The following is a 21,142-nucleotide window of genomic DNA, read 5'->3' on the forward strand; positions in this document are numbered from 1 at the left end:
GTCACTCGGTGAGCGGGAGGAAGATCCCGAAGACGAACGGCGACAGGAGTCCGAGGACGATGCCGAGGAGTTCGAGGTCGAAGAACAGCGCCTCCTCCCAGCCGGGCATAGGGTGGAGCACCGCGTGCCCGACGAGCTGTCCGAGCGCGCCGACGACGAAGAGCGCGACGCCGAGCCCGAATCCTGCTTTGGTCAAGAACGGGTAGTCGAGGGTACCGTAACGGCTGGTCATGAGCCGTCGTAGTTCGCTCACGGATAAAATCGTTGCGCGAGCGACTTCGGCCGTCCGGCGCGACGCCCCGCGATCCGAAAGGCTCACGGTCGCCCGCCGTTTTCCCGTCCCCATGTACGAACTCGTCGCCGAACTGTTCGCAGAACTCCTCGCGGTGGGATTTTTCGCCGTCGGGGCGGGGGCCCTGACGACCGTCGGGCTGTACTTCGAACGGCTCAGCCTCGAAGCGCTCGCCGCCGGCCGGTTCTCCTTCGCGCTCTGGATCGGCGGGATGGGCGCGCTCGCGCTCTACTTCGGCCCGTACCTGATGGGCTACACCGAACTCCTCCCGCGCCTGCGCTCGCTTCTCGAAACGCGCACGGCGTAGCGCGTTCGATCTCAGCTCGGATTCACAACGCGGCCGCCACGTCGTCGGCGACGCTCACGGCGCTCACGTCCCGCTCGATCGTGTCCGTGCCGTAGATGGCCTCGACGCCGGCCGCTTCGAGCTTCGTTCTGGCGTTGCTCGCGAGGAGCGGGTGGACGCACGCGACGAAGACGCGCGCAGCGTCGCGCTCGCCGAGCACGGCGACGGCCTCGCTCATCGTCGACCCGGTCGCGACGATGTCGTCGACGAGCACCACGTCCCGTCCCTCCACCGGCGCGCCGCTCGGGCTGATCTCGACCTCGCCGGTGTCGTAGTCGCGGCTCTTTTCGAAGTAGTCGGCGTCGCCGCGACCGTACGCCCCGCGGACGGTTTCTGCGAGGTCGATCGCCCCCGCGTCCGGCGACAGGAAGAGCGGCTCGGAGAGGTCCCCGGGGAGCGGTTCGGCGAGCGTCCCGCCGGCGTCGACCGCCTCGCACGGGACGTCGAAGAAGTCCGCGATCGACGGCTCGTGGGGGTTCACGAGCACGGCGCGGTCGGCCTCGGCGCCGATCGCGCGGGCGACGGCGCGCGCGGAGATCGGTTGCCCGGGTTTGAACGCCTTGTCCTGTCGCGCGTACCCCATGTAGGGAACGACGGCCACGACCTCGTCCGCGCCGGCCTCCCGCGCGGCGTCCTGCAGCTGCAGGAGTTCGACGTGCGCGTCGCTCGTGAGCGTCGACGCCACGACGACCGCTCGGCCGCCGTCGACGTCGACGCCGGCGGCGTCGGCGTCGGTTCCCGTCGACCCGGCCCTCCCCGCCGCGTCGCCCTCGCCGACCAGCGCGGGCGCGGAGACGAGGAGTTCCCCGTCGGGAAACCGTCGGAACTCGGGGACGGCCAGCGGTTCGTCGAGCGCGTCGGCGAGCGCCGCGGCCAGTGCCTGCGAGGAGGAGCCGGGCAGTATCATACGTGGGGGAACCGCGCCGCGCGTTAAACCCGTTTTCGTTGGCACCGACGTCGCTCGCCGCGTCGGCGTCGACGGCGGTCGCGGGAGAGGGCGCAGCGTCCCACCGCCTCACCGGACTGCCAGTCCCGCGATTTCGCCCAATCCGAGCGCCTGCGATCGCCACCCGTCGCCGGCGTCGACCAGGAACGTCCCGGTCGCCGTGACGGCGATCGTCGCGTCAGCCGCGTAGTCGATGGCCGCCACCGGCTCGTCGATCGGCGGGTCGATCGCCTCCCACCCGCCGTCCGCGCGGGCGTGGACGGACCCGTCGGCGACGGCGTGAGCGCGCGCCCGGCCGTCGGAGCTCACGACGCGAACGTCGCCGTCCAGCTCCTTCATCCACCCGTTGCCGAGCGCGTACAGCCCCTCGGCGGTCGCCGCGAGGGGGACGCCCCGGCCGGCCACGTCGCGGACGTCGCGCAGGCCGGCGCGTTCGAGTCCGTCGCCGCCGATCCGGTGGACGCCCTCTGCCGCCGCGACGAGCGGACCGTCGATCGCGCGGACGTCCTCGACGACGCCGAGGTCGATCCAGTCGCCGCCGCCGGATTCGCCGTCTCCGGCGGTCCCGGTCGCCCTCGCGCGCCGCGAGACCCGACCGTCCTCGCCCGCCGCGAGGAGCGACCGCCCGTCGTACCCGACGGCGACCGCCGGGCCGAACCCGGTCTCCTCGAAGGCGTCGGCGTCCTCGGGGTCGTCATCGCGGTCAGCGCCGTCGCCGTCGTTCTCGTCCCCCCTCCCGTCGACGAACACGTCCTCGTCGGTCGCGACGGCGACCTCGCCCCCGGCGGCCGCGACGTCGCGGGCGTCACAGCGGCGCTCGACGCCGAAGCCTCCGATCTGATCGCCGGACACCTCCACGACGACGACGCCGATGGCCGTCGCGACGAACGCCTCCACCTTTCCGGCTTTGTCGCCGTAGACCCGCTTCTCGTCGATCGTACTCATCGCGTGATCGATCTCCCCGAGCCGGCGAAAATCTTCCGTCCCGCGCGCGCTCAGCGGAATCGCGCGAATCCGGGGCGTCCTCCTACAGGAACTCGCGAACGTCCGAGTACCACATGTCGTGGTGGTCGACCTCGCCGACCCGCTCCGCGATCGCCACCGCGAGGGCGTGCCAGCACGCCTGCTCGGGATCCGTCTGGTCGAGGTTGTACTCGCTGTCCTTGCAGGTGCACCGCCCCGCCTCGACGACGTACTCGTCGTCGTACCCGACGACGACGGTGAAGTCGCGGTACTGCTTCACCCGCCCTTCCGAGACGGCCTCGATGGCTCGGACGCCTCTGGAGCCGTGGGCCGAGACGATGGCGTCCACGACGGGGGGCGTGAGCTCCCCGGTCTCCGCGAGCGCCGCGCGCCAGTTTGCCACCTCGCTCACAGTCGGTTCTCCCTAGCACCGTCGGCACCAAAACAGGTTCGATCGGAGCGCGACGCCGCCGTACCGGGCGATTTTTCGGCTTCCACGACCGAGCGATTCGCATGGAGATCCGCGAGGGAGGCGTCGAGGTCGAGGTCCCGTCGGCGCGCGACGGCATGAACGAGGGGGCCGGAGACGGCGTGTTCTTCAACCCGACGCAGGAGCTGAACCGCGACGTGACCGTCGCGACGCTGCGCGCCTACCGCGAGCGCGAACCGCGCGCCGAGTCGTACCTCGACGCGACCGCCGCGAGCGGGATCCGGGGCGTCCGCGCCGCCGCCGAGGGGTTCGACGCGACCTGCGCCGACGTCGATCCCGACGCGGTCGAACTGGCCGAGGCGAACCTCGCGCGAAACGGGTTCGACGGGCGAGCCCTCCTGCGCGACGCGAACGTCCTCATGCACGAGGAGGCGTTCGACGTGGTCGACGTGGACCCGTTCGGCACGCCGATGCCGTTCGCCGACGCCGCGTTCGCCCGCGCCCGCGACCTCGTCTGCGTCACCGCGACCGACACCGCGCCGCTCTGCGGCGCGCACCTCGCGAGCGGCGTCCGAAAGTACAGCGCCGTCCCGCGGAACACCGACTACCACCCCGAGATGGGCCTGCGGATCCTCATCTCCGCGCTCGTCAGGACCGCCGCCCGCCGCGACGTCGCCGCCGTCCCCGTGCTCTCGCACGTGTCGCGGCACTACGTCCGGACGTACCTCGAACTCGACCGCCGGGCGACCGCCGCGGACGCCGCCATCGAGCGACTCGGTCACCTCCACCACTGCGACGACTGCCTCGCGCGCGAACACGAGTTCGGACTCGTCGCCCACCCGCCCGAGTCGTGCCCCGAGTGCGACGGCGACCGGGTCCTGACCGCCGGCCCGGTGTGGCTCGGCCCGACGGCCGATCGCGACTTCGCGAGGGCGGTTCGCGAGCGCGTCACGGACGACATGGGCGAGGCGAAGCGCGCCCGACGGCTCCTCGATACGGTGGCGACCGAATTCGACGCGCCGACGCACTACGACCAGCACCGCCTCTGCAAGGAGTGGGGGCGGTCGGCATCGGCGATGGACGAGTTCCTCGGGAAGCTCCGCGAGGCGGGCTACGAGGCGACGCGCGCGCACTACCACGGGACCGCGTTCAAGACGGACGCGACCGTAAGCGAGATCAGGGACGCGACGCGGTAGCTCCCCTTGAAACGTCGTCGCGGGTGCTCTGGGACGAGATCCTCCGGCGTTCTCGGCGGGTGACACGGCCACGTACCGTCGTATCCGAGAGTTCAGCCCGCCAACGGTTACTTGTAGCTGTTCGCCGAACGGAAACGCGTGTCTGCCACAGTTGCCAACCGGTCGGCCGTCGTGGACACGGCGAAGGCCGTCGTCCGCGAGGTGCAAGAGCGCGAAGTGACGTTTCTGGCGGCGAGCATCTCCTATTACGCCTTCATCTCCCTCATCCCCCTCCTGGTGCTGGCGTTCGTCGTCGCCCTGTTCGTCGGCGGCGAATCCCTCCAGCGCGAGATCGCGACCCTCGCCGGTCGGTACCTGCTCCCGGAGGGCGAGCAACTGGTCCGATCGGCGGTGGACAACCAGACCGGCCAGGGGAGCGTGGGACTCGTCAGCTTCCTCCTGACCACGTGGGGCGCGCTGAAGCTCTTCCGCGGGGTCGACACCGCGTTCTCGCGGGTGTACGGCTCCGACACGGGCGGAATCGCCGATCAGGTGAAAGACGGCCTCCTCGTCATCACCTCCATCGCCGTCGGTGTCCTGGGCGTGTTCGTCGTCAGCGCGGCGATCTCCCTCGTCGAGGTTCCGTTCATCGGGGTCGTGAGCTCCCTGCTCCTCCTCGCGACGCTGATCGCCGCGTTCTTTCCGCTCTACTACGTCTTCCCCGACGTCGACGTCACGCCGCGCGAGGTCCTTCCGGGGACCGTCTTCACGGCGGTCGGGTGGGCCGTGCTCGCGGGGCTGTTCGGCGTCTACGCGGACCTCGCCGGCGGCAGCGTCGCCGGCGCGCTCGGCGCGGTGTTGCTCCTTCTGACGTGGTTTTACTTCGGCGGGACGCTGCTCCTCGTCGGCGCCGTCATCAACGCGGTGTCCGGCGACCGGCTGGCGGACCGGCAGCTACAACAAGGTCCGGGCCGACGTGACAGTCTGACGGAGATGAGCGAGGAAAGCGAGGGCGCGACGGAACGGGACCGGGACGTCGAACCGACCGGAGCGCCGGACATCAACGAACTCGAACGTCGAGTCGAGGAACTGCGCGCCGACTTCGCCGCCTTCGAGACCGACGTGGACGCGCGGACGGTGAAGAAACCGGAGCTCGAATCGGAACTGAAGCGGTACGTCCGCTCGCGAATGCGACGGGGCAAAGCCCGCGGCTGGGGACCCTACCTGGTCCTCCTCTACGGGACGGTCATGACGCTCGGCGCGTTCTTCTACCTCGACGGCGTCTACGCCATCGCCGCCATGATCGTCCTCTTCCTTTCGACGCTCGGGCTGTACGTGCTCTTCGTCCTGGTCGGGCTCGGCCTGAACCTGCTCGACGTCCCCGGCCGGGCCGTCGACGCGGTCAGGGATCGCCGAAGCTAACACCGTCGCGGCCGTGATCGACACCGGAGAACGATGCTTCCGATACTGACGATTCGGACGGTCGGCGAGCTCGAACACCTCGCGACCCTCTCCGATCCCGTCGTGTTCCTATTCGCCGTCGTCACCCAGCTCGGCGACCCGTGGTTTCTGTTCCTCGCGCTCGCGGTTCTGTACTGGTTCGGCCCGGACCGACTCGGCGTCCCCCGACGGACGGGCGCGACCCTCATCGCGCTCGGACTCGGCGCGCTCGCGCTGACCGTCGGACTCAAGAGCCTCTTCGCCGCCCCCCGCCCCCCCGGCGCGGGCGAGGCGATCCTCCCGCCGTGGCTCCCGATGTCGGTCGGCCCCCTCTACGCGGAGATCGCGACGGGCGACGGTTTCGGCTTCCCGAGCGGCCACGCGGTCGGCACGACCGTCGTCTACGGCGGCTGTGCGGTCCTCCTGCGCCGGGGGACGCGGGTCGGCCGCTGGCTCGCCGCCGGTGCGATCGTCGCGCTCGTCGGGCTCTCCCGACTCGTGCTCGGCGTCCACTACGCGCTCGACGTCGTCGTCGGCGTCCTCGTCGGCGGCGCGTTCCTCGCGCTCGTCGTTTCCGTCGCCGGTCGCCGCCCCGACCGGGCGTTCGCCGTCGCGGCGGCCGTGAGCCTCCTCGCGCTTGCGGCCGCGGCGTTCGGCGGCCACGCGGGCGAGATGCGGGAGGTGGCGGCGGCGCTCGGCGGCGCCCTCGGCGGACTGGCGCTGTGGCGCTCCCGATCTCACCGCGCTCGGACCGGTTCGCTCGGCGGACCGGTCGCGATCGTCGGTCTCGCCGCCGTCGGCGGCCTCGCGTTCGCTGCCTACGCTCTCTCCCCGCCGCTGCCGGTGACGGTCGGCGCGAACGCGCTCGTCGTCGCCGGCGTCCTCGCGCTGCCGACGCTCACCGCGTAAAAAAAAACGGAAAACGCATTCGGCGGCCCGACCGGCTCAGAACGTTTCGAGGTAGCGGTCGAGTTCCCACTCGGAGACCGAGACGCGGTAGTCGTCGAACTCCTGCGTCTTCGCCTCGACGAACTTCTCGTAGATGTGCCCGCCGAGCGCGCTCTGGACGGTCTCGTCCGACTGCAGGGCGGCGAGCGCCTCGCCGAGGTTGGCCGGCAGCGTGTCGATGCCGTACTCCTCGCGCTTCGACTCGTCGAACTCGTAGATGTTCTCGCGGACCGGTTCGGGCGCTTCGAGCCCCTGCTCGATGCCATCGAGACCCGCGTGGATCATCGACGCGAGCGCCAGGTAGGGGTTACAGGACGGATCCGGCGAGCGGAGTTCGACGCGCGAGGCGGCCGGGACGCGGGCGGCCGGCTTGCGGATGAGCGCCGAGCGGTTGCGGTCGGACCAGGCGACGTAGACGGGCGCTTCGTAGCCCGGCACCAGGCGCTTGTAGCTGTTCACGGTCGGGTTGCAGACGGCCGTGATGGCCGGCGCGTGTTCGAGGATGCCGGCGAGGAACTGTTTCGCCGTCTCCGAGAGGTTGAACTCGTCGCCCTCGTCGTGGAAGGCGTTCTCGCCGCTCTCGGTGAAGAGCGACAGGTGGGTGTGCATGCCGGACCCGTTGATGCGCGCGATGGGTTTGGGCATGAAGGTCGCGTGGAGGCCGTGCTCCGCGGCGATGGCGCGAACGACCGTCCGGAAGGTCGCGACGTTGTCGGCCGTCGAGAGCGCGTCGTCGTACTCGAAGTTGATCTCGTGTTGACCTTCGGCGACCTCGTGGTGGCTGGCCTCGATCTCGAAGCCCATGCTCTCGAGGCCGTAGATGATGTCGCGGCGGACGTCCGACGCGAGGTCCTTCGGCGCGAGGTCGAAGTAGCCGCCGGCGTCGTTCGTCTTCGTCGTCGCGCGCCCCTCCTCGTCCTCCTCGAACAGGAAGAACTCCGGCTCCGGCGCGGCGTTGACCCTGTACCCCATCTCCTCGGCGCGGGCGAGCGCCTGCTTGAGGGCGTAGCGCGGATCGCCCTCGAACGGTTCGCCGGTCGAGGTGTCGATGACGTCGCAGATGAGGCGGGCCGACGCGCCGCCCTCGCGCTTTCGCCACGGGAGAACCGCGAACGTCTCGGGGTCGGGCTTGAGCCGCATGTCGGACTCCTGGATCCGGACGAAGCCCTCGATGCTGGAGCCGTCGAAGTAGATCCCCTCGGTGAACGCTTTCTTTGCCTGACTGGCCGGGACGGCAACGTTCTTCACCGTTCCGAGAATGTCGGTGAACTGGAGGCGGAGGAAGTCGACGTCCTCGCGTTCGATCTCGTCGATGACCGCCTGCGCCTCGCTGCTCAACCCGCCGTCAGTTGCTATGTTTTCGTCCGTCATCTTCTGAACAGACTATGCAAATACAGCCAGTATAAAGATTTTATCGACTGGTGCAAACTCGTCCGCCCCTCCCGAGAATTGGATATTCGTAAAATTCTAATCCCCCCAGTGAGTGGTCGAGTGTAATGACGTACGAAAACCTCGACGCAAAGCTGATCAATGCGCTGTTGGGCGACGGACGCGCGAGCCTGCGGAGCCTCGGCGAGAAGCTCGACGTGTCGGTGACGACCGTCTCGAACCACCTCCGCGACCTCGAAGACGAGGGCGTCATCGAGGGGTACACCCCGCGCGTGAACTACGACGCGCTCGGCTACGACGTGACGGCGGTCATCCAGCTCAAGGTCGAAGGGAGCAAGCTCCCCGACATCACGGAGCGCCTGCAGGACGAAAAGCAGATGATCAGCGTCTACGAGGTGACCGGCGACTACGACGTGATCGCCATCGGGAAGTTCCAGGACACCGACGGCATGAATCGCCAGATCAAGGCGCTGCTCACGGACGCGGACATCCGCGAGTCCAACACCAGCGTCGTGCTCAACGCCGTCGTCGAGAACGAGCAGTTCGAACTCGACGTCGACGAGTGACGCGCGGGCGAATCCGTCGCGACCGGGTTCGAAACGGCGACCCGATCACCGGTCCGTCGCCGAAACGCGTCCCCGACGACGCGCGGTCAGGGCAGGTCGGCGACGATCGATTCGAACTCGTCTTCGGTGAACGCCTTCAGCGTCTCCGTCGTCACGTTCCCCAGACGTCCGAGCCCGAGTAGCACCTTCGCGGCCGTCTCGTCGTCCGGAAACTCCAGGACCGCCACGAGATCGTACGCGCCCATGGTGAGATAAAAGTCCGCGATCTCGCCGCCCCGCTCCTCGACGACTTCCCTGAAGCTGTCGAGGCGGTTCGGGCTTTCCTCGACGTTCTCGATGCCCCGTTGCGTGTATTCGAACAGCGTGATGTACTTTGACATTGGTTCCCCCTTCGCCCCGAGTGCCCCGGCCAGAACTCTCCGCTCCACGGACGCCATCGAGGCACGTTACTAATTGGCACGATCGAATAAGTTCCTGTCGGCTCGTCGGGGGGACTCGGGTCGGAACCGACCCGCGGAATCGCGGCGAATCCGCGCCGAAAAACGCCGCCTGCCGGCCGCACCGCCGGACATTTCTGCCCGAAGCCCTACTCGAAGCCGTCTTCGAAGACGAACGTCCCGTTGCGCTGGACCACCTCGCCGTCGACTTCGATCGTCGACTCCTCGCTCATGTCGACGATCATGTCGACGTGCTCTGCGCTCTCGTTCACCTCGTTTTCCTCGCCGACGGTGTCGGCGTAGGCGCTGCCGACGGCCATGTGGACCGTGTCGCCCATCTTCTCGTCGAACAGCATGTTGTACGTGAACCGGTCGATGTCGCGGTTCATCCCGATGCCGAGTTCGCCGAGGTATCGCGAGCCCTCGTCGGTGTCGAGGATGCTCGCGAGCAGGTCCTCGTTTCGTTCGGCGCTGTGGGAGACGACCTTTCCCTCCTCGAAGCGGAGGCGCACGCCCTCGATCTCGCGGCCGTAGCGGTACAGCGGCAGGTCGAAGTGGACCTCGCCCTCGACGCTCTCCTTTACGGGCGCGGTGAACACCTCGCCGCCCGGGAGGTTGTTCTCCCCGTAGTCGTTGATCGTCTCGTTGCCCGCGACCGAGAGCGTCAGGTCGGTCCCCCCGCCGCTCGTGATGTGGACCTCGTCCGCGCCGTCCATCACGTCGACCATCTGCGCCTGGAAGTCCCGCTGTTCGTCCCAGTCCTTGTTGACGGCGTCCCAGACGAAGTTCTCGTACGCCTCGGTGCTCATCCCCGCGAGCTGGGCGTGGCCGCTGGTCGGAAACTGCGTGAGACACCAGCGCTTCGAGAGCCGCTCGTGCAGGAGGGGCTTGTCCGCCCGCCGGAACGCGGCGGTCGTCTCCGGCGGCACGTCGCTCTTTTCGGTGACGTTCGCCCCGCCGCGCGCGACGATGTACACGTCCATCTCCTCGTAGAGCGCGAGCTTGTGGCTCGGCGTCTCGAACCCGTCGGCGGCGAGGTAGTACGCCCGGTCGGCGCGCTCGGAGTTGCAGAGGTAGACCGGATTCGCGCCGCGGTCGCCCGCGAGCTCGTGGAGCGCGACGGCCAGATCCTCGGCCTCGCTGGGCATGCTGATAACGACGTTGTCGCCCGGCTGGACGTCGGTCGAGTGGTCGGCGATGACCTGTGCGTGTTCCCGGATGCGCGGGTCCATACCCGGCCTTTCGACGGGGGGAGAATACCGCTTTCGGAGTCGGTTTCCGCACGCCCGTACTCGCAGACCGTCGGCTATTTCGCGCGCCGCACGACCGACCACCGACTATATGGGCGTCCACGGGCATCGGTTTCCTATGATCGACCTCCGTAGCGACACCGTCACGCGGCCGAGCGACGCGATGCGCGAGGCCGCGCGCGACGCCGACGTCGGCGACGACGTGTACGGCGAGGATCCGACCGTCAACGAACTCGAAGCGCGCGCGGCGGAGAAGGTGGGCAAGGAAGCCGCGCTCTACGTCCCCTCGGGAACGATGGGCAACCAGATCGCCGCGCGGGTTCACACCGACTGCGGTCAGGAGATCCTCGTCGACGAGGAGGCGCACGTCGTGAAGTGGGAACTGGGCGGCCTCGCGCAGCTCTCGGGGTTACAGGTCCGCACCGTCGACTGCGGCGCGCGCGCGGTCCCGACGCCCGAGCAGGTCCGCGCCGGCGTCGTCGCGGAGGACCTCCACCGCCCCGGCACGGGCCTCCTCGAACTCGAAAACACGCACAACAGCCGCGGCGGCGTGGCGATTCCGACCGAGCGGATCGACGCCGCGGCCGACGCGGCGCACGCGCTCGGCGTCCCGGTCCACCTCGACGGCGCGCGACTGTTCAACGCCTGCGTCGCCCTCGGCGAGGATCCGACGCGGGCGGTCGAGAACGTCGACTCGGTCATGTTCTGCCTCTCGAAGGGGCTCGGCGCGCCAGTCGGCTCCGTGCTCGCCGGGTCGGAGGAGTTCGTCTCGCGCGCGCGGCGGGTCCGCAAGCTGTTCGGCGGCGGGATGCGACAGGCGGGGATCGTCGCCGCCCCCGGCCTCCTCGCGCTCTCGAACGTCGACCGCCTCGCGGAGGATCACGAGAACGCCCGCGCGCTCGCCGCCGGGCTGAACGAGATTCCGGGCCTCTCCGCCCCCGAGCCGGACACGAACATCGTCGTCGTCGACTCCTCGGCCGCGGGAATGACCGCGGCGGAGTTGGTCGCCGCCTGCGAGGAGCGACGGGTGGGCTGCGGCGCGTTCGGCGAGTACGTCACGCGCTTTTGTACCAACTGGGACGTGACCCGCGAGGACGTGGACGAGGCCCTCGATCGGATCGAGGCGGCGGTCGGCGTGGTCTGACGAGGATCGGCCGTCACCGAATCAGCCGTTCAGCCGCCAGAGCTCGTAGTTCAGCACCGCGGCGAAGCCGACCCAGAGCAGGTACGGGACGAGGAGCGCCGCCGCCCGGCGGTCGACGCGGGCGAAGGCGGCGAGCGTCGCGATGACGGCGACGAAGAGGGCGGCGATGATCGCGAGGCCGAGCGGCGGGTTCTGCAGGGTGAAGAACGCCGGCGTCCACGCGAGGTTGACCAGGAACTGGACGACGAACGCGGCGAGCGCCGCTCGGACGTCCGGGCGCGACGTTCCGCGTCGCCAGACGAGCCACAGCGCGATCCCCTGCAGCGTGAAAAGGAGCGTCCAGACGATTCCGAACGTCGCCGCCGGCGGGTAAAACCACGGTTTCTCCAGCGCCGCGAACCAGGCGCTGTTCGGACCGCCGAGGAGCGCCGGGCTCGCGCCGACGGCGTTGACGATCGCGACGAACGCGAGGGCGGCGAGCAGTTCGCGCCCCCCTACGGCGGGGACGCGGCGAGTCGTTTCCATGCGCTCTCTGACGGGTGGAATCGCCGTGAGGGTTTCGGCGCGGGCCGGCGCGGGTCGCTTCGCCGCGCTCCGCCGCGCTCGAATCGGCCGACTGTGCGTCCGTCGAAGCCGTAGAGAAGGGCCGGAACGGGTCCTTGCGGAACTGTTTTACCCCGTCGTCGGCCACATGAAAGACAATGAGCGAACTCGAGTCCGAATACCGCCTCGAGTACTTCGAGGAGAACGACTTCGTTCGAAAGGAGTGCTCCGAGTGCGGGGCGCACTTCTGGACGCGGGACCACGACCGCACGACGTGCGGCGAGCCCCCGTGCGAGGAGTACAGCTTCATCGACAACCCCGGGTTCGACGAGGCGTACACGATGGAGGAGATGCGGGAGGCGTTCCTCTCTTTCTTCGAAGCGCACGGCCACACCCGCATCGACCCCTACCCGGTCGCGGCGAACCGCTGGCGCGACGACGTGCTCCTGACGCAGGCGTCTATCTACGACTTTCAGCCGCTCGTGACCAGCGGCCAGACGCCGCCGCCGGCGAACCCCCTCTGCATCTCCCAGCCCTGCATCCGGATGCAGGACATCGACAACGTCGGCAAGACGGGGCGACACACGATGGCGTTCGAGATGATGGCCCACCACGCCTTCAACGCCCGCGAGGAGGTCGGCGACGAGTACGCCTACTCGGGCGAGGTGTACTGGAAGGACCGCACGGTCGAACTCTGCGACGAGCTGTTCGAGTCGCTCGGCGCGGACGTCGAGGAGATCACGTACATCGAGGACCCGTGGGTCGGCGGCGGCAACGCCGGCCCCGCCATCGAGGTGATTTACCGGGGCGCGGAGCTCGCGACGCTGGTCTTCATGTCGATGGAACAGGACCCGGAGGGCGAGTACGAACTGAAGGACGGCAACCGCTACTCGCCGATGGACACGTACATCGTCGACACGGGTTACGGCCTCGAACGGTGGACCTGGATGAGCCAGGGGACGCCAACAGTGTACGAGGCGGTCTACCCCGAGATGATCGACTTCCTGAAGGAGAACGCGGGGATCGAGCACACGGACGAGGAGGAGCGGCTCATCCACCGCGCGGCGAAGCTCGCGGGCCACATGGACATCGACGAGGCCGACGACATGGACGCCGCCCGCGACAACATCGCCCGGAAGCTCGACGTGAACAAGCGCGAGCTGGAGACGCTGACGCGGCCGCTGGAGGACATCTACGCGATCGCCGACCACTGCCGCGCGCTGGCGTACATGTTCGGTGACGGCATCGTCCCGAGCAACGTCGGCACCGGCTACCTCGCTCGGATGGTGCTCCGGCGGACGAAGCGCCTCGTCGACAACGTCGGCGTCGACGCCCCGCTCGACGAGCTCGTGGACATGCAGGCGCGCCGGCTCGGCTACGAGAACCGCGACACGATCCGCGACATCGTCCGCACCGAGGAGCGCAAGTACCGAAAGACGCTCGAACGCGGCGGCCGGCGGGTCAGACAGATCGCAGACGAGTACGCCGGCACGGACGAACCGATCCCGACGGAGACGCTGATCGAGCTGTACGACAGCCACGGCATCCAGCCCGACATGGTGGGCGAGATCGCCGAGGACCGCGGCGCGACGGTTCGGGTGCCGGACGACTTCTACTCGCTCGTCGCCGCCCGTCACGACTCGGAGGCGGCGTTCAGCGAGACCGACGCGGGCGACGATCGGCTCTCCGACCTGCCGGGGACGGAGAAGCTCTACTACGAGGACCAGAACCGGTTCGAGTTCGAAGCGGTCGTCCTCGACGTGTTCGAGCGCGAGGAGGGGTACGACGTGGTGCTCGATCAGACGATGTTCTACCCCGAGGGCGGCGGGCAGCCGGCCGACCGGGGGACGATCTCGACCGGCGACGTCACCGCGCAGGTCGAGGACGTCCAGAGCGCCGACGGCGTCATCCTCCACCGGACGGACCGCGACCCCGGCAAGGGCGAGTTCGTCCGCGGGCAGGTCGACGCGACCCGTCGGCGCCGGCTGATGCGCCACCACACGGCGACCCACATCGTGGGACACGCCGCCCGGCAGGTGCTCGGCGATCACGTTCGCCAGGCGGGCGCGCAGAAGGGCCTCGAAAGCTCCCGCTTCGACGTCACCCACTACGAGCGCATCACCCGCGAGGAAGTAAGGGAGATCGAGCGCGTCGCCAACGAACTGGTGATGGACAACGTGCCCGTCAAACAGGAGTGGCCGGACCGCCACGAGGCGGAGGAGCGCCACGGCTTCGACCTCTACCAGGGCGGCATCCCGCCGGGCGAGAAGATCCGCCTCATCAAGGTCGCGCGGGACGTGCAGGCGTGCGGCGGGACGCACGTCCGGCGGACGGGCGACATCGGCGCGATCAAGGTACTGAACACGGAGCCGGTGCAGGACGGCGTCGAGCGGATCGTCTTCGCCGCGGGCGAGGCCGCGATCGAGGCGACCCAGCGCACGGAGGACGCGCTGTACGAGGCGGCGGGGGTGCTCGACGTGAACCCGCAGGAGGTCCCCGACACCGCGGCGCGCTTTTTCAGCGAGTGGAAAGAGCGCGGCAAGCAGATCGACCGCCTCAAGCGCGAACTCGCCGAGGCCCGCGCGGCCGCGGGCGCGGACGAGATCGACATCGACGGGACGCCGGTCGTCATCCAGCGGCTCGACGCCGACTCGGACGAACTCCGCGCGACGGCCAACGCGCTCGTCGGCGAGGGAAAGGTCGCGGTGCTCGGCAGCGGCAGCGGCGACAGCGCCCAGTTCGTCGTCGGCGTCCCCGACGGCGTCGGCGTCAACGCCGGCGAGGTGGTCGGCCAGCTCGCGGCCAAGGTCGGCGGCGGCGGCGGCGGCCCGGCCGACTTCGCGCAGGGTGGCGGCCCGGACGTCGAAGCGCTGGACGAGGCGTTGGGAGACGCCGACGACGTGCTTCGGACGGTTCTGAACGCGTAACTCCGGCCGACGTTTCCTCGTCCCGACGTCTCGAAAAATGAAACGTTTCCCACACCGACCGACCGGATCCGCCGGATAACCGCACACATCACCGATTCCCGTCGATTGGGAATTGTATCGACGCTTGAAGAGACGGCCCGTCGTACGTTCAACCGTAAGGTGAGCACAATGACTACCAACAACGCTTCGATCAACTGGCTCGGCGCGGAGAAGCCGTTCGAGTACTCCGAGTCGGCGGCGGGGTACCTGACGGTGCTGCTCAGACTCATCACCGGCTACTGGTTCCTCCACGCCGGCTACACGAAGTTCGCCTTCGTCGCGGGGGAGCCGTTCGACGCGTCGGGCTACCTGCTCAACGCGCCGGGAGCGTCGCCACTGCAGGGCTTTTTCGCCTGGGCGGGCGGAACTCCCTGGCTGCTGGAGGTTACGAACTTCATGATCCCGGCGGGCGAGTTCCTCATCGGACTCGGGCTGATCGTCGGGGCGCTGGTCCGCCTCGCGGCCCTGTTCGGCGGGCTCCTGATGGTGTTCTTCTACCTGGGGAACGCCGACTGGGAGAACGGCCTCGTCAACGGGGACCTGTTCGGGCTCCTGATGTTCGCGTTCGTCGGCGTGTTCGCCGCGGGCCGGTTCCTCGGCGTGGACGCCTACCTCGAACGGACGGAGTTCGTCCGGAACCGCCCGTGGCTGCGCTACCTCCTCGGGTAGCGCCGCGTTCGAACTCCCCGGCGACGGATTCAACACCTTCCGACGACGACGGGTCGTCCATGAGCCCGAACGACTGGCCGCGGACCGTCGGCGACCACCGCGTGACCGACCGGTGGGTCTGTGAGGTCTGCGGCGCGGACTTCGACTGCCTCTCGCAGTTCAGGGAAACGCCCTGCGAACGTTGAGCCGCGGGCGGGACCGCAACTCTCTATCGGGATCGGGGACGTAGCGTCGGCCATGCCAACCGCGCGAAACGGCGACGTCTCGCTGTACTACGACGCGGACGGATCGGGCGAGACGGTCGCGTTCGTCGGCGACCTCGGGTACGGCGCGTGGCAGTGGGGCTGGCAGCACGCGGCCGTGGCCGGTCCCTACGAAAGCCTCGTGATGGACCTCCGCGGCGTCGGCCGGTCGGACGCGCCGCCGGGTCCGTACACGATCGGCGAACTGGCGCAGGATCTCGACGTCGTGCTCGCCGACGCGGGCGTTCGGAGCGCGCACCTCGTCGGTGCGGGGCTCGGCGGCGCGGTCGCGCTGCAGGCGGCGCTGTCGTCGTCGCGACCGGCGAGTCTCACGCTCCTCGGCACGGCCGCGCGCGGGGCCGACCTCGACCTCGATCCACTGTTCGCCCCGCCGTCCGACAGCGACGCCCTCCGGCGATCGCTCGCCGCCGCGTTCTCGGACGCGTTCTTCGACGAACAGCCGGACGTCGTCGCGCAGATCGTGGAGTGGCGCGCCGACGAGGACGCGTCCCGCGAGGCGTGGGAGTCGCAGGCCGCGGCGATCGAGCGGTTCGACGCGCGCGACCGCCTCCACGAGGTGACGATCCCCGCGCTCGTCGCTCACGGGGCGGCGGACGCGGCGTGGCCGGTCGAGCGCGGTCGAGCCCTCGCCGACGGGCTGCCGCGGGGCGAGTTCGTCCCGATCGAGGGCGCGGGGCACCTCGCGCACGTCGAACACTCGCGGACCGTCAACGACCTCCTCCTGGACTTTCTGGGCGAACCCGCGCTCGACTGAGTCGAACGGACCGTCGGCACCGACGGCACAGCCGAACGCCGTCGGGTCCGACGGCTCAGCCGAACACCGTCCGCACCGCGTCGGCCATCGCGTTCACCCGCGAGGCGTGTTCGAACTCGTCCCGGATGCCGTTCGTGACGTAGGCCATCGAGAGGTCGGCCTCGGGGTCGGCCCAGCCGACGATGCTCCCGAGGCCGCCGTGGCCGAAGACGCGCTCCGGCGGCAGGGTGCCGTACTTGTCCCACGGCGTCCCGCCGCGCTCGAAGCCCATCGCGTACCGGCGGGGGACGCCGAGCGTGCCGTCGCGTTCGACCTCGACCTGGAGGTCGGTCGCGGCCTCGACCGTCTCGGCGGAGAGAATCCGCGCCCCGTCGAGTTCGCCGCCGTTCGCCAGACAGGCGTAAAATCGGGCCATGTCGCGCGCGGTGCCGGTCGCGCTCGCCGCGGGGATCACCGCCCGGTGGAACGCCTCCCGGTTGAAAAGCGCCGCCGCGCCGTGGTTGTCGACGGTTCCGAGCCCGACGTCCGGCTCGCGGCAGCGGTCGAACGGCTCGAAGCCGACGAGCGTCGCGACCGCGTCGGGCTCGTCGTCCGGGAGGCCGAGGTGGGTGTCGTCCATCCCCAGCGGCTCGAAGATTCGCTCGCGGGCGAACTCGTCGATCGGCGTCCCGCTCGCGCGGCGGACGAGTTCGCCGACGACGAAGCCGTAGTTCAGGGCGTGGTACGCCGCCGTTTCGCCCGGCTCGAACGTCGGTTCTATCTCCTCCATCGCCGCGACGGCGGCGTCCCAGTCGATCCACTCCGTCGGCTCTTCGTCGAAGGGACCGTGCGGAATCCCGCTCTGGTGGCTGAGCACGTGTCGGACGGTCGCCTCCGCCTTCGCCGTCCCCGGCTCGGCGAACTCCGGCCAGTGGTCGCGGACGGGGTCGTCGTAGTCGAGCGCGCCCTCCTCGACCAGCGCGTGCAGGCAGACGCCCGCGTACGGCTTCGAGCACGAAAAGAGGACGTGCTTCCAGTCGGGTGTCGTTTCCTCGCCGTCCGGGCCGGTCACGCCGCCGGCCAGGTCGACGACGGGGTCGTCCGCGCGGTACACGGCGAGTTGCGCGCCGTGGTGGAGCCCGGCGTCGAGGTGGAGGTCGAACAGTTGTTCGATCTTGCCGGGACCGTCGGTCGAGAAAACTCCGGACATGAATCACGGTATCGTGGCGGGCGAGTTATACCTACGGCCTGGTCGTGGGCATCGAACCCCGCCGAAGTCGCCGGCAATCCGCGTCGACAGCGTAACGAACTTGCCCTCGGACCGTCTACGGACGCACAGTGAGTCGACTTCGGTTCGCCCTCCTCGACGCATCGCACAACGACGAAAGCACCAGGCGGAACTTCCGGCGGGAACTCGACGCCGACCTCGCGGAGTTCGACGCGAGCGGCGGCGACCTCCCGTCGTCGTTCGATTTCGACGGCGTGGTCGTCACCGGCTCCCGTGCTTCGGTCTACTGGGACGAGGCGTGGATCCCGCCGCTCGTCGACTGGATCGCCGAGGCGGCGGCGCGCGGGCTGCCGATCCTCGGCGTCTGCTACGGTCACCAGGTGGTCGCCGAGGCGCTCGGCGGCCGCGTCGCGGGCATGGACGACTTCGAGATCGGGTACCGGGAGGTGCGCCACCGCGGCGGCGAGCTGTTCGAGGGAATCGACGAGACGTTCACCGTCTTCACGACCCACGGCGACACGGTCGCCCAGCTTCCGCCGGGCGCGGAGCTGCTCGCCGACAACGAACACGGCGTCCACGCCTTCCGGAAGGGGCACGCCTTCGGCGTCCAGTTCCACCCGGAGTACGACGCGGAGACGGCGGAGCGCGTCACCCGGAGCAAGGAGTTCCTCGGCGAGGAACGGATCCGCCGGGTGCTCGACGGCATCGACGAGGAGAACTACGCCGCCGCCTGCGAGGCGAAGGCGCTGTTCGACAACTTCGTCGCCTACGCGGAGCGCGTTCGGGCCGAGGCGACCGCCTGATCGGCTCGGAAGCTCGATTTCGAGGTCGATTCCGCGGTCGTCCGACGTCGTCACGCGGTCGAAAGTTCCGGCGAACGGGGCGTCCGAACGAATCGCTTTTGCGTCGGCGCTCCGCACGGTTCTACATGCTCGATTACGTGGAATTGGAGGCGGATCTGAGCCAGGAGGAGCGGCTGATCCGCGACACAGCCCGCCGGTTCGTCGACGAGCGGGTGCGACCCGACGTCGGCGACCACTACATCGAGGGGACGTTTCCGACCGATCTCGTCCCCGAGATGGGCGAACTCGGCTTCTACGCGCCGAACCTCGACGGCTACGGCCTGCCGGGCGTGAGCGAGACGGCTTACGGGTTGCTCATGCAGGAACTCGAAGCCTGCGACAGCGGCCTGCGGTCGATGGCCAGCGTGCAGGGCGCGCTCGTCATGTACCCCATTCACGCCTTCGGCTCCGACGAACAGAAGGAGCGGTGGCTGCCGAAGCTCGGCGAAGGCGAGGCCGTGGGCTGTTTCGGGCTGACGGAACCGGAGCACGGCTCCGATCCGGCGGGGATGGAGACGCGCGCCGAGAAGGACGGAGACGAGTACGTCCTCCAGGGATCGAAGACGTGGATCACGAACTCGCCGATCGCGGACGTTGCGGTGGTCTGGGCGCGGGACACGTCCACCGACGACCGGCCGGTTCGCGGGTTCCTCGTCGAGACCGACCGCGACGGCGTGACGACGAACGAGATCCACGAGAAGCTGTCGCTCCGGGCGTCGATCACGGGCGAGATCGGCCTGAGCAACGTCCGCGTCCCCGAGGAGAACGTCCTGCCGGGCGTCGAGGGGATGAAGGGACCGCTGTCGTGTCTCACGCAGGCACGCTACGGCATCGCGTGGGGTGCCGTCGGCGCGGCCCGCGACTGCTTCGAGACCGCCCGGGAGTACGCGACGGAGCGCGAGCAGTTCGGCGGACCGATCGCGCGCTTTCAGCTCCAGCAGGAGAAGCTCGCGGAGATGGCGACGCAAATCACGACCGCGCAGTTGCTCGCCCACCGTCTCGCCGCCCTCAAACAGCGGGGCGACCTCCGCCCCCAGCAGGTGTCGATGGCGAAGCGAAACAACGTGCGGATGGCGCGCGATCAGGCCAGGGTGGCGAGGGAGATGCTCGGCGGCAACGGGATCACGGTCGACTACTCGCCGATGCGCCACCTGGCGAACATGGAGACGGTGTACACCTACGAGGGGACCCACGACATCCACTCGCTCGTGTTGGGGCAGGATCTCACCGGGATAGCCGCATTCGAGTGAGAGGGAGAACCGGGAATTTCCGCCGCCGTTCCGGTCGTGCGAGACGTGTGCCAACAATGAACACGCCTATATACGCCCGCTCCCCTACCGTAGCCCGAAGTGAACCACACATGACCGCTTCGGCCCACGATCGATCCACCGCGCTGGATCTTTCCCGCGAAGAGGCGTGGGTTGTGCACGCCGCAGTCCTCGACGCCATCGAGCGGGAGTCGGACGACGACGACGCGTCGGAAGAGCGCACCCTCCTTCGGGCGCTCGAAACCGGCGACGACTTCGACCACGAACAGCTCCGGCTGCTCCGCCGGATCGTCTCGACCTATCTCGACGACGCGCCCAGCCGCGACGGTCGACCCGGACGGGCCGCCCTGCGCGACATCGAACTCGCGCTCGCGTAGCGAACCGGACCCCTCTCCTTCGCGTTCGACCCTCACTCCGCGGGCGACTCACGCGGATTTCCGACCGAGGAACCGCCCCCAGATCGCCCGTCGGTCCGCCAGCCACCGGTACGCCGCCTCGCGGGCCTTCGGGTAGCCCGGGACGCGCCGCAGCGCCGAAACGAGGAGCCGGACCGCGACGCCCATCCGGACGAGCGTCTGCTCCGTCGCCTCCCCGCACGAGTACACCGCGTCGTCGGTGAGCAGGTGGACGCAGGACTCGTAGCCGTCGGGGAGCCGCGCGCGCTGGTCCGGCGTGAGTTCGCCGAAGCCGACGAGTTCGAACGTCCCGTACCGGTCGGCCAGCGCCGCGCTCCACGCGCAGAACCCGCAGTCGTCGTCGTAGACGAGCCGCGGCGGGGCCGCGGACCGTCGCTCGTCGGCGCGAGGCATGGCGGGGAATGGCGACGGGGCGCAATCAATCCCCCGCCGTGGCGACGGCCGTCGTCGACGGAAATGTGGGCTTAAATAGCCGACCGTCCGAGTGACGCCCATGGGGATCGACCCGAACTTCGACGCGACACGCGAGAAGGTGGGCGAGGAGAACGGCATCGACGTGTGGGGGCCGGTGGAGCCGCCGGAACGGCTGGGAATCCACGGCGCGCACGTCGCCGTCGACTACGACGCCTGCGTCGCGGACGGTGCCTGTCTGGAGGACTGCCCGGTCGACGTGTTCACGTGGGTCGACACGCCGGGTCACCCCGCGAGCGATCGGAAGGTCGAGCCGACGCGCGAGGACCAGTGCATCGACTGCATGCTCTGCGTCGACATCTGCCCCGTCGACGCCATCGACGTCGACGCGAGCAGGGCGTAGTCGGATCGTCGCTCGTCTTCTGCGCCGCCGCTCTCGACCGCCAGATACTATAAGCGCCTGGCGACCCGACCACC

The 21,142-nt window shown here is 69.3% G+C and carries 24 protein-coding genes; 14 read left to right on the forward strand and 10 right to left on the reverse strand.

Annotated elements, in window-relative coordinates; genetic code table 11:
* Position 1: 1 nt before the first annotated feature.
* Positions 2-232 carry a DUF7860 family protein gene (locus tag C3L37_RS09225; RefSeq protein WP_129114319.1) on the reverse strand — a complete coding sequence of 77 codons (231 nt, stop codon included), beginning with the start codon at positions 230-232 and terminating at the stop codon, positions 2-4.
* A 112-nt stretch (positions 233-344) separates the two neighbouring features.
* Here C3L37_RS09225 and C3L37_RS09230 point away from each other — a divergent pair, with 112 nt between their 5' ends.
* Positions 345-599, forward strand: coding sequence for a hypothetical protein (locus C3L37_RS09230; protein ID WP_129114320.1), 255 nt, complete (start codon positions 345-347; stop codon positions 597-599).
* Positions 600-621: 22 nt separating this feature from the next.
* On the opposite strand, the gene prs is transcribed toward C3L37_RS09230, so the two are convergent.
* The 3 genes from prs to C3L37_RS09245 form a co-directional block, all read right to left on the reverse strand.
* Entirely contained in the window at positions 622-1,545 is a 924-nt protein-coding gene (gene prs, locus C3L37_RS09235; protein ID WP_129114321.1) for a ribose-phosphate diphosphokinase, read from the reverse strand.
* Positions 1,546-1,653: 108 nt separating this feature from the next.
* The gene (locus tag C3L37_RS09240) at positions 1,654-2,529 is read right to left on the reverse strand and encodes an HVO_0234 family beta-propeller protein (protein ID WP_129114322.1); all 876 of its coding nucleotides are present in this window, start codon (positions 2,527-2,529) and stop codon (positions 1,654-1,656) included.
* 82 nt (positions 2,530-2,611) lie between these two features.
* On the reverse strand, positions 2,612-2,959 hold the full coding sequence (locus tag C3L37_RS09245) for a metal-binding protein (RefSeq protein WP_129114323.1): 348 nt from the start codon (positions 2,957-2,959) through the stop codon (positions 2,612-2,614).
* A 101-nt stretch (positions 2,960-3,060) separates the two neighbouring features.
* Between C3L37_RS09245 and C3L37_RS09250 the strand changes: the two genes are divergently transcribed.
* The 3 genes from C3L37_RS09250 to C3L37_RS09260 all read left to right on the forward strand — a co-directional run bounded on the left by C3L37_RS09250 (position 3,061) and on the right by C3L37_RS09260 (position 6,501).
* Positions 3,061-4,173: a tRNA (guanine(26)-N(2))-dimethyltransferase gene (locus C3L37_RS09250; RefSeq protein WP_129114324.1), complete on the forward strand. Its 1,113-nt coding sequence runs from the start codon at positions 3,061-3,063 to the stop codon at positions 4,171-4,173.
* A 138-nt stretch (positions 4,174-4,311) separates the two neighbouring features.
* Entirely contained in the window at positions 4,312-5,574 is a 1,263-nt protein-coding gene (locus tag C3L37_RS09255; RefSeq protein WP_129114325.1) for a YihY/virulence factor BrkB family protein, read from the forward strand.
* A 33-nt stretch (positions 5,575-5,607) separates the two neighbouring features.
* Positions 5,608-6,501: a phosphatase PAP2 family protein gene (locus tag C3L37_RS09260; RefSeq protein ID WP_129114326.1), complete on the forward strand. Its 894-nt coding sequence runs from the start codon at positions 5,608-5,610 to the stop codon at positions 6,499-6,501.
* Between the two features lie 36 nt (positions 6,502-6,537).
* On the opposite strand, the gene glnA is transcribed toward C3L37_RS09260, so the two are convergent.
* Positions 6,538-7,911: a type I glutamate--ammonia ligase gene (glnA, locus tag C3L37_RS09265; RefSeq protein WP_129114327.1), complete on the reverse strand. Its 1,374-nt coding sequence runs from the start codon at positions 7,909-7,911 to the stop codon at positions 6,538-6,540.
* Between the two features lie 125 nt (positions 7,912-8,036).
* Here glnA and lrp point away from each other — a divergent pair, with 125 nt between their 5' ends.
* Complete coding sequence (lrp, locus tag C3L37_RS09270) at positions 8,037-8,495, forward strand: HTH-type transcriptional regulator Lrp (RefSeq protein ID WP_129114328.1); 459 nt, start codon at positions 8,037-8,039, stop codon at positions 8,493-8,495.
* Between the two features lie 86 nt (positions 8,496-8,581).
* Here the strand turns inward: lrp and C3L37_RS09275 are convergent, their stop codons facing one another.
* Both C3L37_RS09275 and C3L37_RS09280 read right to left on the reverse strand, forming a co-directional pair.
* The gene (locus C3L37_RS09275) at positions 8,582-8,875 is read right to left on the reverse strand and encodes a GYD domain-containing protein (protein WP_129114329.1); all 294 of its coding nucleotides are present in this window, start codon (positions 8,873-8,875) and stop codon (positions 8,582-8,584) included.
* Positions 8,876-9,081: 206 nt separating this feature from the next.
* Positions 9,082-10,164, reverse strand: coding sequence for an aminopeptidase (locus C3L37_RS09280; protein ID WP_129114330.1), 1,083 nt, complete (start codon positions 10,162-10,164; stop codon positions 9,082-9,084).
* A 136-nt stretch (positions 10,165-10,300) separates the two neighbouring features.
* On the opposite strand from C3L37_RS09280, the gene C3L37_RS09285 reads away from it, so the two are divergent.
* Positions 10,301-11,326 (forward strand): threonine aldolase family protein, encoded by a 1,026-nt coding sequence (locus tag C3L37_RS09285; protein ID WP_129114331.1) that lies wholly within the window; start codon positions 10,301-10,303, stop codon positions 11,324-11,326.
* Positions 11,327-11,347: 21 nt separating this feature from the next.
* Here C3L37_RS09285 and C3L37_RS09290 read toward each other — a convergent pair whose 3' ends face one another.
* Positions 11,348-11,851 (reverse strand): TspO/MBR family protein, encoded by a 504-nt coding sequence (locus C3L37_RS09290; protein ID WP_129114332.1) that lies wholly within the window; start codon positions 11,849-11,851, stop codon positions 11,348-11,350.
* Positions 11,852-12,027: 176 nt separating this feature from the next.
* On the opposite strand from C3L37_RS09290, the gene alaS reads away from it, so the two are divergent.
* From alaS to C3L37_RS09305, 4 genes are all read left to right on the forward strand, one after another.
* The gene (alaS, locus tag C3L37_RS09295) at positions 12,028-14,796 is read left to right on the forward strand and encodes an alanine--tRNA ligase (RefSeq protein WP_129114333.1); all 2,769 of its coding nucleotides are present in this window, start codon (positions 12,028-12,030) and stop codon (positions 14,794-14,796) included.
* Positions 14,797-14,964: 168 nt separating this feature from the next.
* Positions 14,965-15,504, forward strand: coding sequence for a DoxX family protein (locus tag C3L37_RS09300; protein WP_129114334.1), 540 nt, complete (start codon positions 14,965-14,967; stop codon positions 15,502-15,504).
* A 59-nt stretch (positions 15,505-15,563) separates the two neighbouring features.
* Positions 15,564-15,689 (forward strand): hypothetical protein, encoded by a 126-nt coding sequence (locus C3L37_RS25285; protein ID WP_267195309.1) that lies wholly within the window; start codon positions 15,564-15,566, stop codon positions 15,687-15,689.
* A 52-nt stretch (positions 15,690-15,741) separates the two neighbouring features.
* On the forward strand, positions 15,742-16,521 hold the full coding sequence (locus C3L37_RS09305) for an alpha/beta fold hydrolase (RefSeq protein WP_129114335.1): 780 nt from the start codon (positions 15,742-15,744) through the stop codon (positions 16,519-16,521).
* 55 nt (positions 16,522-16,576) lie between these two features.
* Here the strand turns inward: C3L37_RS09305 and C3L37_RS09310 are convergent, their stop codons facing one another.
* A complete protein-coding gene (locus C3L37_RS09310; protein ID WP_129114336.1) occupies positions 16,577-17,710 on the reverse strand; it encodes a serine hydrolase domain-containing protein in 1,134 nt (377 codons plus the stop codon).
* 128 nt (positions 17,711-17,838) lie between these two features.
* Here C3L37_RS09310 and C3L37_RS09315 point away from each other — a divergent pair, with 128 nt between their 5' ends.
* The 3 genes from C3L37_RS09315 (at position 17,839) to C3L37_RS09325 (ending at position 20,215) form a co-directional block, all read left to right on the forward strand.
* A complete protein-coding gene (locus C3L37_RS09315) occupies positions 17,839-18,531 on the forward strand; it encodes a type 1 glutamine amidotransferase (RefSeq protein ID WP_129114337.1) in 693 nt (230 codons plus the stop codon).
* 125 nt (positions 18,532-18,656) lie between these two features.
* On the forward strand, positions 18,657-19,820 hold the full coding sequence (locus C3L37_RS09320) for an acyl-CoA dehydrogenase family protein (protein WP_129114338.1): 1,164 nt from the start codon (positions 18,657-18,659) through the stop codon (positions 19,818-19,820).
* A 110-nt stretch (positions 19,821-19,930) separates the two neighbouring features.
* Positions 19,931-20,215, forward strand: a complete 285-nt coding sequence (locus C3L37_RS09325; RefSeq protein WP_129114339.1) for a DUF7853 family protein — start codon at positions 19,931-19,933, stop codon at positions 20,213-20,215.
* Between the two features lie 48 nt (positions 20,216-20,263).
* On the opposite strand, the gene C3L37_RS09330 is transcribed toward C3L37_RS09325, so the two are convergent.
* On the reverse strand, positions 20,264-20,647 hold the full coding sequence (locus tag C3L37_RS09330) for a DCC1-like thiol-disulfide oxidoreductase family protein (protein WP_129114340.1): 384 nt from the start codon (positions 20,645-20,647) through the stop codon (positions 20,264-20,266).
* A gap of 100 nt (positions 20,648-20,747) precedes the next feature.
* Between C3L37_RS09330 and C3L37_RS09335 the strand changes: the two genes are divergently transcribed.
* Positions 20,748-21,068, forward strand: a complete 321-nt coding sequence (locus C3L37_RS09335; RefSeq protein ID WP_129114341.1) for a 4Fe-4S dicluster domain-containing protein — start codon at positions 20,748-20,750, stop codon at positions 21,066-21,068.
* Positions 21,069-21,142 lie beyond the last annotated feature (74 nt).

The sequence above is a fragment of the Halegenticoccus tardaugens genome (genome assembly GCF_004116405.1).
In the GTDB taxonomy this organism is placed as follows: Archaea; Halobacteriota; Halobacteria; order Halobacteriales; family Haloferacaceae; genus Halegenticoccus; species Halegenticoccus tardaugens.

Bases quoted from the DNA above. Each gene is read 5' to 3' on its own strand.
- C3L37_RS09285 (WP_129114331.1), top strand. From the start codon at position 10,301: ATGATCGACCTCCGTAGCGACACCGTCACGCGGCCGAGCGACGCGATG.
- prs (WP_129114321.1), bottom strand. From the start codon at position 1,545: ATGATACTGCCCGGCTCCTCCTCGCAGGCACTGGCCGCGGCGCTCGCC.
- glnA (WP_129114327.1), bottom strand. From the start codon at position 7,911: ATGACGGACGAAAACATAGCAACTGACGGCGGGTTGAGCAGCGAGGCG.
- C3L37_RS09305 (WP_129114335.1), top strand. From the start codon at position 15,742: ATGCCAACCGCGCGAAACGGCGACGTCTCGCTGTACTACGACGCGGAC.
- C3L37_RS09310 (WP_129114336.1), bottom strand. From the start codon at position 17,710: ATGTCCGGAGTTTTCTCGACCGACGGTCCCGGCAAGATCGAACAACTG.
- C3L37_RS09300 (WP_129114334.1), top strand. From the start codon at position 14,965: ATGACTACCAACAACGCTTCGATCAACTGGCTCGGCGCGGAGAAGCCG.
- C3L37_RS25285 (WP_267195309.1), top strand. From the start codon at position 15,564: ATGAGCCCGAACGACTGGCCGCGGACCGTCGGCGACCACCGCGTGACC.
- C3L37_RS09290 (WP_129114332.1), bottom strand. From the start codon at position 11,851: ATGGAAACGACTCGCCGCGTCCCCGCCGTAGGGGGGCGCGAACTGCTC.
- C3L37_RS09335 (WP_129114341.1), top strand. From the start codon at position 20,748: ATGGGGATCGACCCGAACTTCGACGCGACACGCGAGAAGGTGGGCGAG.
- C3L37_RS09225 (WP_129114319.1), bottom strand. From the start codon at position 232: ATGACCAGCCGTTACGGTACCCTCGACTACCCGTTCTTGACCAAAGCA.
- C3L37_RS09325 (WP_129114339.1), top strand. From the start codon at position 19,931: ATGACCGCTTCGGCCCACGATCGATCCACCGCGCTGGATCTTTCCCGC.
- C3L37_RS09230 (WP_129114320.1), top strand. From the start codon at position 345: ATGTACGAACTCGTCGCCGAACTGTTCGCAGAACTCCTCGCGGTGGGA.
- C3L37_RS09330 (WP_129114340.1), bottom strand. From the start codon at position 20,647: ATGCCTCGCGCCGACGAGCGACGGTCCGCGGCCCCGCCGCGGCTCGTC.
- C3L37_RS09275 (WP_129114329.1), bottom strand. From the start codon at position 8,875: ATGTCAAAGTACATCACGCTGTTCGAATACACGCAACGGGGCATCGAG.
- alaS (WP_129114333.1), top strand. From the start codon at position 12,028: ATGAGCGAACTCGAGTCCGAATACCGCCTCGAGTACTTCGAGGAGAAC.
- lrp (WP_129114328.1), top strand. From the start codon at position 8,037: ATGACGTACGAAAACCTCGACGCAAAGCTGATCAATGCGCTGTTGGGC.
- C3L37_RS09250 (WP_129114324.1), top strand. From the start codon at position 3,061: ATGGAGATCCGCGAGGGAGGCGTCGAGGTCGAGGTCCCGTCGGCGCGC.
- C3L37_RS09320 (WP_129114338.1), top strand. From the start codon at position 18,657: ATGCTCGATTACGTGGAATTGGAGGCGGATCTGAGCCAGGAGGAGCGG.
- C3L37_RS09280 (WP_129114330.1), bottom strand. From the start codon at position 10,164: ATGGACCCGCGCATCCGGGAACACGCACAGGTCATCGCCGACCACTCG.
- C3L37_RS09260 (WP_129114326.1), top strand. From the start codon at position 5,608: ATGCTTCCGATACTGACGATTCGGACGGTCGGCGAGCTCGAACACCTC.
- C3L37_RS09240 (WP_129114322.1), bottom strand. From the start codon at position 2,529: ATGAGTACGATCGACGAGAAGCGGGTCTACGGCGACAAAGCCGGAAAG.